The sequence below is a fragment of the Pseudomonas sp. JL27(2026) genome (genome assembly GCF_056933555.1).
Genome location: NZ_CM167794.1, coordinates 615,507 through 630,503, shown reverse-complemented (window position 1 = coordinate 630,503; position 14,997 = coordinate 615,507). Strand labels below are relative to the sequence as shown.

Genomic DNA, 14,997 nt, shown 5'->3' with positions numbered 1-14,997 from the left:
TTGCTCGCGAAAGCGGTGGATCAGACAACATTAATGTCGACTGACACGCCCTCTTCGCGAGCAAGCCCGCTCCCACAAAAACGCTCGGTGTTACAACTGACCGTCGCGGTCCCGCAAGCCCAGCAGATACAGCACACCATCCAGACCCAAGGTCGAAATCGCCTGTTTGGCCGATTGCTTGACCAGCGGCTTGGCACGGAACGCTACACCTAAACCTGCAATCGCCAGCATCGGCAAGTCGTTGGCTCCGTCGCCGACGGCAATCGTCTGCTCCAGACGCAAACCTTCCTTGTGTGCCAGTTCGCGCAGCAAATCTGCCTTACGCTGAGCATCGACAATCGGCTCGACCGCCACGCCCGTGACTTTGCCATCGACCACTTCCAGCTCATTGGCAAACACATAGTCGATGCCGAGCTTGGCTTGCAACTGCTTGGCAAAATAGGTGAAGCCGCCAGACAGGATCGCGGTTTTGTATCCCAGGCGCTTGAGTTCGGCGAACAGGGTTTCTGCACCTTCGGTCAGGCGCAGCGAGGCACCAATCGAATCCAGCACGCTCACGTCCAACCCTTGCAGCAAGGCCAGGCGCTCCTTGAAGCTGGCCCGGAAATCGAGTTCGCCCGCCATCGCCCGTTCGGTGATCGCCGAGACTTGCTCACCCACACCGGCGGCTTTGGCCAACTCATCAATCACTTCGGCCTCAATCAGCGTCGAATCCATGTCGAACACCGCCAGGCGCCGGTTGCGGCGAAACAGCGAGTCTTCCTGGAACGCGATGTCGACATTCAGTTCCTGGGCAACGCTGAGAAATTCGGCGCGCAATGCTTGCGGGTCAGCCGCTTCGCCACGCACGGAAAACTCGATACAGCCCTTGCCCCGATCTGCTGGCGTGTCCAGCGGCATACGTCCCGACAGACGGTCGATGTGATCGATGTTCAGGCCATACTTGGCGGTAATCGAACTCACACGCTGCAATTGTTCGGCAGTCACTTTGCGGGTCAGCAAGGTCACGATGTGACGCTTTTTACCCTGGGCACCGACCCATTGCTGGTAATCCTCTTCGGACACCGGCGTGAAACGCACCTGTTGATCCAGCTCGTAAGCCTTGAACAGTATGTCCTTGAGCACCGACTGCCCGGCCTCGGTGCCTGGAATTTCAACGAGGATGCCAAACGACAATGTGTCGTGGATCACGGCCTGACCAATGTCGAGAATGGTCACACCACCCTGAGCCAGAACACCGGTAATGGCCGCAGTCAGACCCGGACGGTCGACTCCCGTGATGTTTATCAGGACGATTTCGCGCAAGGCGCACCCCCGCAGGTGGAAAAAAACCGCATTCTACCCACTTTCAGTGACCATCGGGCACAGCCAGCGCTTTGACGGTCTAGGGGCTATCGCTATACTGCGCCTCAACTTCACGGACAAAAGAGCCGAGCTCAGTGAACCGGCCTACGCCAGTCAAAACCGACAACTTCTTCCTGCTGATCTTCCGTGCGCTGCGCCACCGCCGTGTACCGATTGCATTACGCATTGCCAGCCATAACGTGATCCTGGTCGCCCTGGCCCTGGTGATCTACGCCTGCGTGATGGGTTTGCAGTTCAAGCAGGCCATGCACGAACAGGCCGATGCGCTGGGTCAGAGCCTCACCACCCAGACCGCCACGTCCGCCACCGAGCTGCTGGTGTCCAACGACATCCTCAGCCTCAACGTGCTGCTGAACAACCTGACCAAGAATCCGCTGGTGGCCCACGCCGCTATTTATAGCGTGGACAACCGTATCCTCGCCGAATCCGGCCAGCGCCCCAAGCACAGCCTGCTGGGTGAAGCCGAAGGCTTGTACCAGAGCAAGATCACCTTCCAGGACGTGACCGCTGGCCACCTGCGCATCAGCCTGGACATGGACCAGTTCCAGCAGCCAATGACCATCAGCCTGCAAAGCATGGGCATTCTCAGCGCCATCCTGCTGGCATTGTCCCTGGCCCTGAGCCTGCGCCTGGGGCGGCACATCTCGACACCATTGCTGCAATTGCGGGTATGGCTGCGCGATATCGACGAACACACCCCGGCGACTCAACGCCAGGATGAAATCGGCGACCTGGCCCGCCAGCTCCACTCAAGCTTTGCCCCGGAGCGAGTAGAACCGGAGCCCGAGCCTGCGCCCGACTACGACGACGCCGAAGACCTCGAGCCTGTGTTCGAAGTCCGCAACCTGCGCGACCCGAGCTTCGACGAAACCGCCCCGGTTGCCGGCCTCAAGCCTGCGCCACGGCATTTGGTCAGCGCCGAAGAAGACGAACTGGACGAAGAAGACCCGTTCGCCGACCTGCGCGACCACACGACTACTGCGCCGGCTATCAAGCCGCAGCCCAAACCGGTGGTTCCAGCGTTGCCTCAGCACAGCGCAGTGCTGGCCGTGCAACTGGGCGCCCAGGAACAGTTGCGTCGCTTACCCCGCGCACGGCTGACCGAGTTGCTTGAACGTTATCGCGACTGTCTCGACCAGGCCGCTTCGCTGTATCAAAGCGAGCTGCACACCCTGAACGATGGCAGCACACTGATGTTGTTCCACAGCGAAGACAGCGGCGACGACTACCTGACCAACGCCATTTGCTGCGGTGAACTGCTGCGCGCGCTGGGCCATCAGTTGCAGATTGAAGTCGCCGACAGCGGCATCACCCTGCAACTGCAATTGGGCCTGACGCTGGGCGAGGAACTGTTCGGCCTGAGCCAGATCGACCTGTTGCTCACCGAAACCGCCCAGGACGCCTTGGCCCTTTCCCAGCACAGCCGCAACCTGCTGCTGGTGGAGCGCAAGATCAGCGACGACATGCTGATCCGCCAGCGTGCGCGGATCCGGCCGATTGCCAGCCCGGAAGGCGCGTGCTGCGTGGAGCGCTTGATGGAGCCTTATCCATCGATGCTCGAGCGACAACTGGCGCGCATGCACGAGACCCGAGCCAAAAGCTGACCCCGGCCCGTGAACGAAAAAGCCCGCAGACGAGCGATCGTCTGCGGGCTTTTTGTTGAGTTTGAAAAATGCGTTTGCTTCAAGATCACCCCTCACCCTAACCCTCTCCCCCAGATGGGCTAGGGGACTGACCGAGGTGTTTGGTCGGCATACTGCGACCCGGGATATCAAGTCGAACTCCGGAGTTGAACAACATGAAGATCGGCTCCCTTTCCCCTCTCCCCCTATGGGGTGAGGGGTAATTGTCGAGATAGACCACACTCGCTGACTCGCAGAAACAACAAAGCCCGCATCAACGCGGGCTTTGTCTTTGCAGCAATCCAACCTAGAACCTGAACACTTCCATGTCCGTGCGGATCGGCGAGGCCATCGGCATCTTCTGTTGTTTCTCTACTTCCGGCACCGCGGCCGCAGGCTTGGGTGCCGGTTTGCGCGGTGCTTCGGCAACCGGTGGCTGATTGGCCAACGGCTTGAGCGCTACCGACAACTGATCGGCCAGACGCTGCAATAACACACCCTGGGCCTGAACCTGAGCAGCAGTGCCACCGGCATGCTGCTCTTGCAGATGGATGATGCGGTTGTCACGAACCTGGCCGCGACGGTCGATCAGGCGCCATTGAGCATCAAGGATCGCCGGTTGCGATTCGCCCGAATCCAGGCGAGTGATCGACAGCAGCACTTGAACGTCGGGAGTGAAACCCAGGTTTGCCGGGGCCAACACGACACGCTGGCTGTCCAGATGACCGGCCACCTGACGCAACAGCAACTGATTGATGTCAGACGACAGGCTGCCCGCCCAACGACCATCAGTGGACGCTTGCAGGCTGCCATCGGGCTGACGTTGCAGCAGGGTTTCACGTTGCAGGTAATCGGCAACCAGCACCGGCCCCAACAATACCGACATGCCGGCGCTTTGCGCAGGCTGGGCCGGACTTCCGCTGTCCAGCTGATACAGCGACACCGGCTGGTGAACGCTGCAACCCGCCAGGCCAAGAACGCCTGCGAGCAACAAAATTAGAGGAAGGCGCAGAACAGTCATCATCCCATCCAGGGGGTGGCCACAAGGCCAGCCACAGTAAAAATACTCAATACATATGAAGAACGCTGGGCCACGCCAGCGTGTGAAAGGCCATATCATCCGTGAATATGCGTTCCGACTCCAGCGCGAAAGCGCCGATCTACGGGTTAAATCGTAGATCGAACGCTCTAGACCGCTTAATTGAGAGCTTCTACCAACAACGCGTCAACCCGCTGAAAACCCCGTGGCAGTTTGTTGCCACGACGCCCGCGCTCACCTTTGTAGTGTTCCAGGTCATCGGCCTTCAGTGACAGGGTCCGTTTACCGGCTTGCAGAACCAGCGTGGCGCCTTCCGGCAGCACGGCGATATCAGTGACGTATTCCTCACGGTTGGCCACACGCTCGCCGGGAATCCCGATGATCTTGTTGCCCTTGCCTTTGCCCAATTGCGGCAGGTCGCTGATCTTGAAAATCAGCAGGCGCCCTTCGGTAGTCACCGAGGCCAGCCAGTTCTGCTCACGATCGGCGACAGGACGCGGCAGGATCACCTTGGCGTTGTTCGGCAGGCTCAACAGCGCCTTGCCGGCCTTGTTCTTGGCTTGCAGGTCTTCACCCTTGACCACAAAGCCGTAACCGGCGTCGGAAGCGATGACGTACAGCGCATCGTCTTCAGGCATCAGCACGCATTCGAAAGTCGCGCCTGGCGGCGGTGTCAGACGGCCGGTCAGTGGCTCGCCCTGGCCACGGGCCGACGGCAGTGTGTGGGCCGGCACCGAATAACTGCGACCGGTGGAGTCGATAAACACCGCGAACTGGTTGGAGCGACCGGCCGCCGAGGTTTTGAAACCGTCCCCAGCCTTGTAGGAAAGCCCGGTCGCATCGATTTCGTGGCCCTTGGCGGAGCGAACCCAGCCTTTTTCCGACAGCACCACCGTCACTTTCTCGTTCGGCAGCAGGTCGTGTTCGGTCAGCGCCTTGGCTTCGGCGCGTTCGACGATAGGCGAGCGGCGGTCGTCGCCATAGGTTTCGGCGTCCTTGATCAGTTCGGTGCGCACCAGTTTCTTGAGCTTGGCTTCGCTGCTCAGCAACGCTTGCAGCTTGGCTTGTTCCTTGAGCAGTTCATCCTGCTCGGCGCGCAGCTTCATTTCTTCCAGACGCGCCAGTTGACGCAGGCGAGTGTCAAGAATGTAGTCGGCCTGGATTTCGCTCAGGGCGAACCGCTCGATCAACTTGGCTTTAGGGTGTTCCTCGGTGCGGATGATGTGGATCACTTCATCCAGGTTGAGGTAGGCGATCAACAAACCGTCCAACAGGTGCAGGCGACGCTCGACTTTGTCCAGGCGAAATTGCAGGCGACGACGCACGGTCTGAACCCGGAACTCCAGCCACTCCACCAGCAGCGCCCGCAGGTTTTTCAACTGCGGCTTGCCGTCCAGGCCGATGATGTTGATGTTGACCCGGTAGCTCGATTCCAGCTCGGTGCTGGCGAACAGGTGCTGCATCAGTGCGTCGTGGTCGACCCGATTGTTGACCGGGATGATCACGATCCGGCACGGGTTTTCGTGGTCGGATTCGTCACGCAGGTCGGCCACTTGTGGTGCCTTCGACGGCTTGGCCTGCATCATCGCGGCGATCTGTTCCAGCACCTTGGCGCCGGACACCTGATGGGGCAGAGACGTGACAATAATGTCGCCGTCTTCGATGTGGTACACGGCACGCATACGCACCGAACCGCGACCGGTTTCGTAGATTTTCAGCAGGTCGGCGCGCGGCGTGATGATTTCCGCTTCGGTCGGGTAGTCCGGGCCCTGGATGTGTTCACAGAGCTGTTCGACCGTGGCTTTTGGCTCATCGAGCAAACGCACGCAGGCCGTGGCGATTTCCCGCAGGTTGTGCGGTGGAACGTCGGTGGCCATACCCACGGCAATGCCGGTGGTGCCGTTAAGCAGGATGTTCGGTAACCGGGCCGGCAACACCAGCGGTTCGTCGAGGGTGCCGTCGAAGTTCGGGCCCCAGTCTGCCGTGCCCTGGCCCAGCTCGCTGAGCAGCACTTCGGAATAACGCGAAAGGCGCGCCTCGGTGTAACGCATGGCGGCGAAGGATTTCGGATCATCCGGCGCACCCCAGTTACCCTGGCCGTCCACCAGCGTGTAGCGGTAGCTGAACGGCTGGGCCATCAGCACCATGGCTTCGTAGCACGCCGAGTCACCGTGAGGGTGGAACTTACCGAGCACGTCACCGACGGTCCGTGCGGACTTCTTGTGCTTGGAGTCAGCGTCCAGCCCCAACTCACTCATGGCGTAGATGATTCGCCGTTGTACCGGTTTCAGGCCGTCGCCGATATGCGGCAGGGCACGGTCCATGATCACGTACATGGAGTAGTTGAGGTAGGCATTTTCGGTGAAGTCAGCCAGTGAACGGCGTTCTACGCCGTCCAGGCTGAGATCCAGGGAGTCGCTCATGCGGGCCTCATCAGTTCGTTGTCTGGCGCAGCAGCAAAGTGCCGCCACGCTGAGTGAATTCAAGTTGTTTCAGGGCGCTCATGCCCAGCAGCACTTGCTCGCCGCCCAGACCTGGCGCCACCAGGGCACGGACATCGTGCAACACGATGTCGCCCAGTTTCAGTTGGTCGAGGCGGGTTCGATAGCCCTCGCTGCGACCGTTGGCGGTGCTCAGGGTGACCGGAGCGCCTTTTTCCAGGTTCAGCCGTTCGGCCAGGCCGGACGGGATCGACACGTCGGTCGCCCCGGTGTCGAGCATGAAGCTCACCGGTTGGCCGTTGATCTGGCCGCTGGCGACGAAATGCCCCTGGCCGTTACCGACCAGTTTCACTTCGATATAGCCCTCGCCCTGCTGCGAGGTAACCTGCGCATTGGGGTTTTCCTGGCGCTGTTCCCATTGCCCGAAAAACCGCGTCGCCAGAAACAGTCCGGCACACCACGCCAGGACCAGCAGCACGCGACCAGCACGTTTACCCGGTGTCTGTTGACTCATGGCTTGGCGCTCCAGCCACCTTGCGGCGCCGCGAAGCGCCAGACAATCGGGCGCTTCTCGCCATCGGCACGGGCGCCGCTGTTGTTGTCGATACCGATCCAGGCACCGTCCGCGTCCACCACCAGCGCTTCGGCCAGGCCGTAACGCTGTGGATAACGTCGATGGGGTTGCAATGCTTCACGGGCATACGACCAGCAGCGCTCGACCTTGGCGGTTTCAATGTCCCGGCGACAGACCTGAAACGCATTGCGTTCAAGGGTGAAGAGCTTGCCGTTGAACAGCGACAGGTCGGCAAAGTCCCTGGGGACCGGCTTGGGATCGGGAAACTGTGCTGGCTGCATTTCCAGACCGGCTTCGCTCAGCAGCACACAACCGCCATCGCAATCCCAGACCGTTTGCTTGCGCTTGATCAGCATCAGCCCACGGCGCTCGCGCTCGGCGGCCAACCAGATACGGTCGCCCGCAGCGTTGACGGCCAGGCCCTCGAACAATGCGTTGAAGTGCAGCAACAAACCACTGGCCCGCGCTTCGCGGACCATGATCGGCGAGATCTTGAGCCACGACGCAGGCCCCAATGGCGGCACTTGCAGCACCGCCGCATAGGACTCGCTGACGATGTAGCGATTGCCGGCCTTGTCGCAGGTGATGCCTTCGAAGTCCAGCTCCCCGCCGCGCACGAGCGATGCCGCCCAGGTCCGCGAGTTCAAGCCCCAGGGCAAGCCGCTGTCGGGCGGTGGCGGTACGTCGATGCGTACGGTTTCGGCCAGCCAGGTGTTTTCGCTGGTGTCGAGGCGATAGATACGGTCATCGTCGCGGTCGGACACTGTCCACAGTGCCTTGCCGCACAGCGCCAACCCCGAAAGGTTGCCGCCGCGCATGCCTTCCACGGGGTGCTCGGACACCAGGGTCAGCTCGGGCGCAGGCTCTGCGGCCACGCTCGACGCCAACAGCAGCAACGCCAGGGCAAAGCCTTTGCGCATCAGGCCAGAACCTCGGCCAGGTTGCCTTTGGACTCCAGCCATGACTTACGGTCACCAGCGCGTTTTTTCGCCAGCAGCATGTCCATCATTTCTGCCGTGGCTTCGTAATCTTCCAGCGTCAGTTGCACCAGGCGCCGCGTGTTCGGGTCCATGGTGGTTTCACGCAACTGCGGCGGGTTCATTTCACCCAGACCCTTGAATCGGGTGACCTGTGGCTTGCCGCGTTTCTTCTCGGCCACCAGACGATCGAGAATGCCATCGCGCTCGGCTTCGTCCAGGGCGTAGTAAATCTCTTTGCCCAGGTCGATGCGGTACAGCGGCGGCATCGCGACGTAAACGTGGCCGGCGTCCACCAGCGGGCGGAAATGCTGGACGAACAACGCGCACAACAGCGTGGCAATGTGCAGGCCGTCGGAATCGGCGTCGGCGAGGATGCAGATCTTGCCGTAACGCAGCTGGCTCATGTCCGCAGCGCCCGGATCGACACCAATGGCCACGGCGATGTTGTGCACTTCCTGACTGGCCAGCACTTCGCTGCCGTCGACTTCCCAGGTGTTGAGGATTTTGCCGCGCAGCGGCAGGATCGCCTGGAACTCTTTGTCCCGCGCCTGCTTGGCCGAACCACCGGCGGAATCACCTTCCACCAGAAACAGCTCGGAGCGCATCGGGTCTTGCCCGGCGCAGTCGGCGAGTTTGCCCGGCAGCGCCGGACCTTGGGTAATGCGTTTTCGCTCGACCTTTTTGCTGGCCTTCAAACGACGGCCGGCGTTGTTGATCGCCAGTTCCGCCAGTTGCAGGCCCAGTTCAGGGTGAGCGTTGAGCCACAGGCTGAAGGCGTCCTTGACCACACCGGAAACAAACGCAGCCGCCTCGCGAGACGACAGACGTTCCTTGGTCTGGCCGGAGAATTGTGGCTCCTGCATTTTCATCGACAGGACGAAAGCAATACGCTCCCAGACGTCTTCCGGCGCCAGCTTCACGCCACGCGGCAGCAAACTACGGAACTCGCAGAATTCGCGCATCGCATCGAGCAACCCCTGACGCAGGCCGTTGACGTGAGTACCGCCCTGGGCCGTCGGGATCAGGTTGACGTAGCTTTCCTGCACGCTGTCGCCGCCTTCGGGCAACCACAGCAAGGCCCAGTCGACCGCTTCCTTGTTACCGGCCAGGCTGCCGCAGAACGGCTCGTCCGGCAGACGCTCGAATTCGCTGACCGCGTCTACCAGGTAGGAACGCAGGCCGTCTTCGTAATGCCATTCGACTTTTTCGCCGGTGGCCTTGTCTTCAAAGCTGACCAGCAGCCCTGGGCACAACACAGCCTTGGCCTTGAGCACGTGCTTGAGGCGGCTGATGGAGAATTTTGGGGAGTCGAAGTACTTCGGGTCCGGCGCAAAGTACACGCTGGTCCCGGTGTTGCGCTTGCCAACGGTGCCGACGACTTCCAGGTCGGTGGCCTTGTAGCCATCGGCGAAGGTCATCTGGTACTCGTTGCCGTCGCGTTTGACGCGCACCCGCACCTGGGTCGACAAGGCGTTGACCACCGAAATACCCACCCCGTGCAAACCACCGGAGAACTGGTAGTTCTTGTTGGAGAACTTGCCGCCGGCGTGCAGCTTGGTGAGGATCAGCTCGACGCCCGAGACGCCCTCTTCGGGGTGAATATCCACCGGCATGCCACGGCCGTCATCGCTGACTTCCAGGGAGTGATCGGCGTGCAGGATGACCTGCACCGATTTGGCGTGCCCGGCCAAGGCTTCGTCGACGCTGTTGTCGATGACTTCCTGGGCAAGATGGTTCGGCCGACTGGTGTCGGTGTACATGCCGGGGCGTTTACGCACCGGGTCGAGGCCCGAGAGGACTTCGATGGCGTCTGCGTTATAAGAGCTAGCGCTGGGAGTGGCCATGGGGTCTCGTCGTCAGTCGTTCATGAAATAGGGGCGAAGGTTCACAGTGCCGTGAAATCGCTCGGGGCCGCGCCAATGCCGGCAAAACTCAACAAGGCCGGCAACTGCTCGGCGAACCCCTGAAAGCTATGGTCGCCGCCGGCCTGGATGCGCAAGGCACAGGCTCGGTAATACTGCTGGGCGTGGCGATAGTCCAGCGTTTCGTCGCCGGTCTGCAACCACACCTGGAACCGCTGCGGGTCCTGGGGCGCCGGCACTTCCAGCTCGGCCAGGGCTGCCACGTGGTCGTGGGTCAATTCCCAGGCTTCGTCGGTGTAGAGGTTCTTTTGCGTGCCCAGGTAACCGTCGAACATCCGATGGGGACTGACGGCGGGGTTGACCAGCAAGGCCTTGAGGCCATGGCGCTCGGCAAGGTGAGTGGCATAGTAGCCGCCGAGCGAGCTTCCGACCAGCAATGGCCGTCCCAGCTCGGCAATCGCCTGCTCCAACTGACCGATGGCCTCACGCGGGTGGTGATGCAACGCGGGCACCCGTAATTGCTCGCCCAGGCCAAGGGAGTCCATGACGGCGATCAGTTGGCAGGCCTTTTTCGACGCGGGGGCGCTGTTGAAGCCGTGGATATAAAGGATCGAACCGGACATGTGAACTCCCTGGACGTCTGGCAAAAAGGCGCAGTTTACAGGGAGAAATGCTCGGATTGTGGGGAAGGCTCGGAGATTTTGGTGATTCACCAAGAGCGGCCCTCACCCTAGCCCTCTCCCAGAGGTAGAGGTGACTGATCGGGGGGATACTCAAGAAATTCACCGACCTGAAAGTGTATTGGTGAATCCATAATCGACTCAATCTCTCAGGTCGATGTACCACGTAAAACAACTCGACCGACCCCCTCTCCCTCTGGGAGAGGGTTGGCCGGGCGACGTTCCGATGAGTGGCCTCAGCGTCAGTAGCCGTTGGAACCGTAATCAACCTGAAAATCGAATCCAACCACACGTTCAACACCAGTTTCCAACTGCCCGTCCGGCAGCAGCCGCAACCAGCGATAGCCCGGCGCCAGGGTATCGACCTTGAAGTCCTCGCTGCCCGGCTCGAACTGGATGCAGGTCGACGGTGAGGCGATCAGCCGCACATCGTTGCGCCACTGATCGATTTCCTGATGCACATGCCCCCAAAGCACCGCGCGCGCCTGCGGGAAACGATCCAGTACAGCAAACAGCGCGTCAGGGTTACGCAGGCCAATCGGCTCCATCCAGGCACACCCGATGGACACCGGATGATGGTGGAAGCACACCAGATGATGGCGCTCCGGGGCTTCGCTCAACGCCTGCGCAAGCAATTGCAGTTGATCATCCTGCAAATACCCCGGCACGGAGCCCGGCACTGCCGAGTCGAGCAAGATGATCCGCCAGTTGCCCATGTCCACCACAGGCTCCAGTAGCTGACTTTCGACGGCGGCGTGGGCCATGATCTGCGGCTCATCGTGATTGCCCGGAATCCACCGCGCCGGCGCATCAATCTGCCGGGTCATGTCGCGAAACTGCTGATAGGACGCCAGCGTACCGTCCTGGGACAGGTCGCCGCTGGCGATGACCAGGTCGACCCGGGGTTGCTGCGCCACCACCCGCTCGATGACTTTTTGCAGGCTGTCGCGGGTCTTCATGCCCAGCAGCGTACCGTCGGCTTCGGCGAACAGATGGCTGTCGGAGAGTTGCACCAGCAGCACTGAATCGGCGGCGGTCAGATGGCTTGGCAAGGCGCCCTCCCAGGACACAATCACGGGTGTGGATGAATGGCGCAATTATGCTGGGGGAACGCACAAAGTGGAAACCCGCGAACCGGACGCAGTTCACATCTATCGAACCGCTTCGAACTCGTGCCCACAGGCGAGGCAGTGACTGAGCCATTCACCGAGAAAAACATTAAGCTGGGACTTTTCGTCCGGCTGGTGCATCAAGGCGTTGGGGTAAGGGTAGATGCCGCGAAAGCGTCGCGCATGCTCGGCACTGATGACCTCGGCCATGCGCGCATCGTGGTAGACCTGAACTTCGAGTTGCGGCACCGGCAGCCACGGCAGGCTGTGTTCCTGACGGGCGCGCAACGTGGTGGTGTAAGGGCAGGCCTGTATCACTTCCAGGGTCAGTACCCCGAGCATCTGGTCACCCTGAGTCATGGCAATGCGCCGCGCGGCCGGCTGGTTGCGCATGTCCGGCAACAGGCGCATCAGGCGGGCGTAATTGGCCTCGCAGGCGCTTTGCAGCCCCACGAGGTCGACCCGATAACGATCGCGCTGCTTGTTTACGACCATAACCCCCTCACTTCATCGCGGTTCAAGGCCAGCCATTGCAGGGCAATGATGCTTGCCGCGTTGGAAATCCGTCCATCACGCACCGCTTGCAGGGCGTCTTCAAAGTCCCAGACCGAGACGCGAATGTCTTCCGCTTCCTCCACCAGACCATGCAGGCCGCCAACCCCGGCACTGTCGCAACGCCCCAGATACAAATGCACGTATTCGGTACTGCCGCCAGGCGATGGGAAATAGTTGAGCATCGGCCATAGCGCAGTGAACACAAGCCCAGCTTCCTCCTGCGCTTCACGGTGAGCAACTTCTTCCGGTTGTTCGTCACGATCGATCAGACCAGCGACCAGTTCGATCAGCCATGGATTGTCGATCTTGCCCAGTGCGCCTGCACGAAACTGCTCGATCAGCACCACTTCATCGCGCCGCGGATCATAAGGCAATACACACACGGCATCATGACGAACGAACAGTTCACGACTGATCTCGCGACTCATGCCACCGGCAAACAGCTCGTGACGCAGGTGGACGCGATCAAGTCTGTAGAAACCCTTGAAGCAGTTTTCGCGGCGCACGATGTCTACGGCGGTTGGGGTGGCGTTGGCAAAATCGGTCATATCAATCCTCGTCTGCTGCAATTGCGTCCGAGGCTCCCCTCGAGTTCGCGCCATCCTAACGCGCCCGCGCCCATAGATGCAGCCCCTTTGCCGTCAGCGGGATAGACGGCAGGAACTTAAACATCTCTAATTAGCGTAGTGGCGAACCGAGCGCCACGCTGGCAGTCGAAGCCGGTAACTTTTCGCCTTTCCCCGTTTGATGAAGGACGCCCATGTCGCTTTTCAAAGTTGCCTCCGTGGCCTGTATCGCCCTTACGCTAGGCGCTTGCCAAAGCCTTTTTCAGCCCGGCTCCCCAGCGCCGGCGCACTCCACTCGCGATGCGTCCGAGCAGGTCAAACCAGGTTGCACGGGCCCCGACTGCCCACTGGTCAACATCGACACGGTGCATTTCCCGAGCGAACCGCAACTGGACCGGATCATCGAACAACGCCTGCTGCAAATGACCCGCACCTCGGCGGGCACAGCGCTGCCAGCCTCCCTCAACGCCTACCGCGAGCAGTTCCTGCGCGAGGCGAGTGATCGCCACAGCATGTACCTGCAAGCCAAGGTACGTGAGCAACATGACGGGCTGGTGATCATTGAACTCTCAAGCTTCCTGGACACCGGTGCGGCCAATGGCACGCCGGGACGAGGTTTCATCAACTACTCGCGCCCTCTGCAAAAAGAGCTGAGCCTGAGCGACATGCTGTTGCCGGGGCAGGAAGGAGCGTTCTGGAAGACCGCGCAGGTCGCGCACAACAGCTGGCTGATCAATTCGAAGATGGACCGTGACCCGGACTTCGTTAAAAACTGGCCCTTCCAGAAAACCCCGAACGTGGCCTTGACCAGCGCCGGGGTAGTCCTCAAGTACAACGTAGCGACCATCGCACCCTACTCGATGGGCCTGATCGAGATGAACATTCCCTACGCACGCCTCAAGGGCCTGATCAAGCCCGAGCTGGTGCCCGAGCGTCGCTGAAGACCCGACCCAGCAGCAATTGCAGCAGCCCTGCCACCACCAGTGACGGCAGGGTTGCACCCACTTGCGGGTAGAGGTTGGCAAGCAGGTGATAAGTGCTCACCCCGCCCAGCCAGGCCAGCAATGCCGGCCAGCGCAATACGCTCGATGCTGCTTTGGCGCTGCGCTTGCGCAGGATGAAGTGATCTACCAGCACCACGCCGAACAGCGGCGCGAATACCGAACCGATCAACAACAGGAAGTTCTGGTACTGGGCCAACGGCGCCAGACACGCGATCAACGTGCAGATCACACCAATGGCCAGCGCCAGGTGTTCGACTTTCAAGCGCAACAAAATCCCGCTGGAGACCGCCGCCGAGTGAATGTCGGCAAAGGCATTTTCCGACTCGTCGAGCAGAATCAGCAGCAGCGGAATACCCAGACCGGCACCGGCCAGCGCCAACAGCAAGGCATTGACTTCACCGCTAGGGGCAAACGCCAGCGTGTAGGCCACGCCCAGGCTCATCAGCCAGAAGTTACCGATGAAGAACCCCAGCGCCGTACCGCCGAACACGTTTTTGGCACGCTTGCCGAACCGCGAATAATCGGCAATCAGTGGCAACCACGACAGCGGCATGGCGATGGCGATGTCAAAACCAACGCCGAATGGCATTGAACCGTCACCGGCCTGCGCCCACAACGCGGCCAGATCGGCTTTGGCGAAGAGGTTCCAGGTCAGCCAGATGCAAGCCGCCAGCAGCAACCAGATGCCCCACTTGCGCAGGATCTGACGCACGAACGTCAACGGGCCACTGACGGCCAGCAGTGTTGCCAAGGCGCCAAAGAACAGGGTCCAGATCAGCGGACTGGCCATCAGGTTAGCGTCGCTGAATGCACGGGCGCCCAGCAGGCTGGCCGCATCGCGCATGACGATGATTTCGAACGAGCCCCAACCGATCAGTTGCAGCAGGTTCAGCAGTGCCGGCAGGCTCGCGCCTTTTGCACCGAGGCTGAGTTTGAGCGCGGCCATGGCCGACAGGCCGGTGTCACTGCCGATGACCCCGACGCAGGCCAGCAGCAGGACGCCGACCAGGGTGCCGAGAAAAATCGCCAGCAACGAACCCGACAGGCCCAGCCCCGGCGCGAGCAAGGCGCCCGTCTGCAAGACCATCAGGCCGATGCCGAGGGAGAACCACAGGGAAAACAGATCGCGACCGCCGAACACACGCTGGGCCAGCGGCACGGCGTGGTCGGGGGAATAAGTGCTGGGTTGAATGCTCAAGG

13 protein-coding genes are annotated in these 14,997 nt (G+C 61.0%); 2 read left to right on the top strand and 11 right to left on the bottom strand.

Annotated elements, in window-relative coordinates:
- Positions 1 to 90: 90 nt before the first annotated feature.
- The gene (gene serB / locus AC1Z1G_RS02825) at positions 91 to 1,305 is read right to left on the bottom strand and encodes a phosphoserine phosphatase SerB (protein ID WP_483624704.1); all 1,215 of its coding nucleotides are present in this window, start codon (positions 1,303 to 1,305) and stop codon (positions 91 to 93) included.
- Positions 1,306 to 1,439: 134 nt separating this feature from the next.
- On the opposite strand from serB, the gene AC1Z1G_RS02820 reads away from it, so the two are divergent.
- Complete coding sequence (locus AC1Z1G_RS02820) at positions 1,440 to 2,969, top strand: AhpA/YtjB family protein (protein ID WP_483624702.1); 1,530 nt, start codon at positions 1,440 to 1,442, stop codon at positions 2,967 to 2,969.
- 325 nt (positions 2,970 to 3,294) lie between these two features.
- On the opposite strand, the gene AC1Z1G_RS02815 is transcribed toward AC1Z1G_RS02820, so the two are convergent.
- From AC1Z1G_RS02815 to AC1Z1G_RS02775, 9 genes are all read right to left on the bottom strand, one after another.
- Positions 3,295 to 4,008 carry a PqiC family protein gene (locus AC1Z1G_RS02815; protein ID WP_483624700.1) on the bottom strand — a complete coding sequence of 238 codons (714 nt, stop codon included), beginning with the start codon at positions 4,006 to 4,008 and terminating at the stop codon, positions 3,295 to 3,297.
- 176 nt (positions 4,009 to 4,184) lie between these two features.
- Positions 4,185 to 6,449, bottom strand: a complete 2,265-nt coding sequence (gene parC, locus AC1Z1G_RS02810) for a DNA topoisomerase IV subunit A (protein ID WP_483624698.1) — start codon at positions 6,447 to 6,449, stop codon at positions 4,185 to 4,187.
- Between the two features lie 10 nt (positions 6,450 to 6,459).
- A complete protein-coding gene (locus AC1Z1G_RS02805) occupies positions 6,460 to 6,981 on the bottom strand; it encodes a retropepsin-like aspartic protease family protein (protein ID WP_483624696.1) in 522 nt (173 codons plus the stop codon).
- Positions 6,978 to 7,961 (bottom strand): esterase-like activity of phytase family protein, encoded by a 984-nt coding sequence (locus AC1Z1G_RS02800; RefSeq protein ID WP_483624694.1) that lies wholly within the window; start codon positions 7,959 to 7,961, stop codon positions 6,978 to 6,980. Before AC1Z1G_RS02800 ends, AC1Z1G_RS02805 begins: the two co-directional genes overlap by 4 nt.
- Complete coding sequence (gene parE / locus AC1Z1G_RS02795; RefSeq protein ID WP_347903597.1) at positions 7,961 to 9,865, bottom strand: DNA topoisomerase IV subunit B; 1,905 nt, start codon at positions 9,863 to 9,865, stop codon at positions 7,961 to 7,963. The genes AC1Z1G_RS02800 and parE overlap by 1 nt, the downstream gene beginning before the upstream one ends.
- A gap of 41 nt (positions 9,866 to 9,906) precedes the next feature.
- Complete coding sequence (locus tag AC1Z1G_RS02790; protein WP_483624691.1) at positions 9,907 to 10,506, bottom strand: YqiA/YcfP family alpha/beta fold hydrolase; 600 nt, start codon at positions 10,504 to 10,506, stop codon at positions 9,907 to 9,909.
- Between the two features lie 299 nt (positions 10,507 to 10,805).
- Positions 10,806 to 11,615 carry a 3',5'-cyclic-AMP phosphodiesterase gene (gene cpdA / locus AC1Z1G_RS02785; RefSeq protein WP_483624689.1) on the bottom strand — a complete coding sequence of 270 codons (810 nt, stop codon included), beginning with the start codon at positions 11,613 to 11,615 and terminating at the stop codon, positions 10,806 to 10,808.
- A gap of 99 nt (positions 11,616 to 11,714) precedes the next feature.
- Positions 11,715 to 12,167, bottom strand: coding sequence for a DUF1249 domain-containing protein (locus AC1Z1G_RS02780; RefSeq protein WP_483624687.1), 453 nt, complete (start codon positions 12,165 to 12,167; stop codon positions 11,715 to 11,717).
- Complete coding sequence (locus AC1Z1G_RS02775) at positions 12,158 to 12,775, bottom strand: NUDIX domain-containing protein (RefSeq protein WP_483624685.1); 618 nt, start codon at positions 12,773 to 12,775, stop codon at positions 12,158 to 12,160. The genes AC1Z1G_RS02780 and AC1Z1G_RS02775 overlap by 10 nt, the downstream gene beginning before the upstream one ends.
- A 212-nt stretch (positions 12,776 to 12,987) precedes the next feature.
- On the opposite strand from AC1Z1G_RS02775, the gene AC1Z1G_RS02770 reads away from it, so the two are divergent.
- Positions 12,988 to 13,734 (top strand): RsiV family protein, encoded by a 747-nt coding sequence (locus AC1Z1G_RS02770; RefSeq protein ID WP_483624683.1) that lies wholly within the window; start codon positions 12,988 to 12,990, stop codon positions 13,732 to 13,734.
- Here the strand turns inward: AC1Z1G_RS02770 and cytX are convergent.
- A complete protein-coding gene (gene cytX, locus AC1Z1G_RS02765; protein ID WP_483624681.1) occupies positions 13,703 to 14,995 on the bottom strand; it encodes a putative hydroxymethylpyrimidine transporter CytX in 1,293 nt (430 codons plus the stop codon). The genes AC1Z1G_RS02770 and cytX overlap by 32 nt on opposite strands.
- Between the last annotated feature and the right edge of the window lie 2 nt (positions 14,996 to 14,997).

What these genes read in the sequence shown, in the direction of transcription:
- parE (WP_347903597.1), bottom strand. Translation starts at nt 9,865, where the DNA reads ATGGCCACTCCCAGCGCTAGCTCTTATAACGCAGACGCCATCGAAGTC.
- AC1Z1G_RS02815 (WP_483624700.1), bottom strand. Translation starts at nt 4,008, where the DNA reads ATGACTGTTCTGCGCCTTCCTCTAATTTTGTTGCTCGCAGGCGTTCTT.
- AC1Z1G_RS02800 (WP_483624694.1), bottom strand. Translation starts at nt 7,961, where the DNA reads ATGCGCAAAGGCTTTGCCCTGGCGTTGCTGCTGTTGGCGTCGAGCGTG.
- AC1Z1G_RS02805 (WP_483624696.1), bottom strand. Translation starts at nt 6,981, where the DNA reads ATGAGTCAACAGACACCGGGTAAACGTGCTGGTCGCGTGCTGCTGGTC.
- AC1Z1G_RS02770 (WP_483624683.1), top strand. Translation starts at nt 12,988, where the DNA reads ATGTCGCTTTTCAAAGTTGCCTCCGTGGCCTGTATCGCCCTTACGCTA.
- AC1Z1G_RS02780 (WP_483624687.1), bottom strand. Translation starts at nt 12,167, where the DNA reads ATGGTCGTAAACAAGCAGCGCGATCGTTATCGGGTCGACCTCGTGGGG.
- AC1Z1G_RS02775 (WP_483624685.1), bottom strand. Translation starts at nt 12,775, where the DNA reads ATGACCGATTTTGCCAACGCCACCCCAACCGCCGTAGACATCGTGCGC.
- parC (WP_483624698.1), bottom strand. Translation starts at nt 6,449, where the DNA reads ATGAGCGACTCCCTGGATCTCAGCCTGGACGGCGTAGAACGCCGTTCA.
- AC1Z1G_RS02790 (WP_483624691.1), bottom strand. Translation starts at nt 10,506, where the DNA reads ATGTCCGGTTCGATCCTTTATATCCACGGCTTCAACAGCGCCCCCGCG.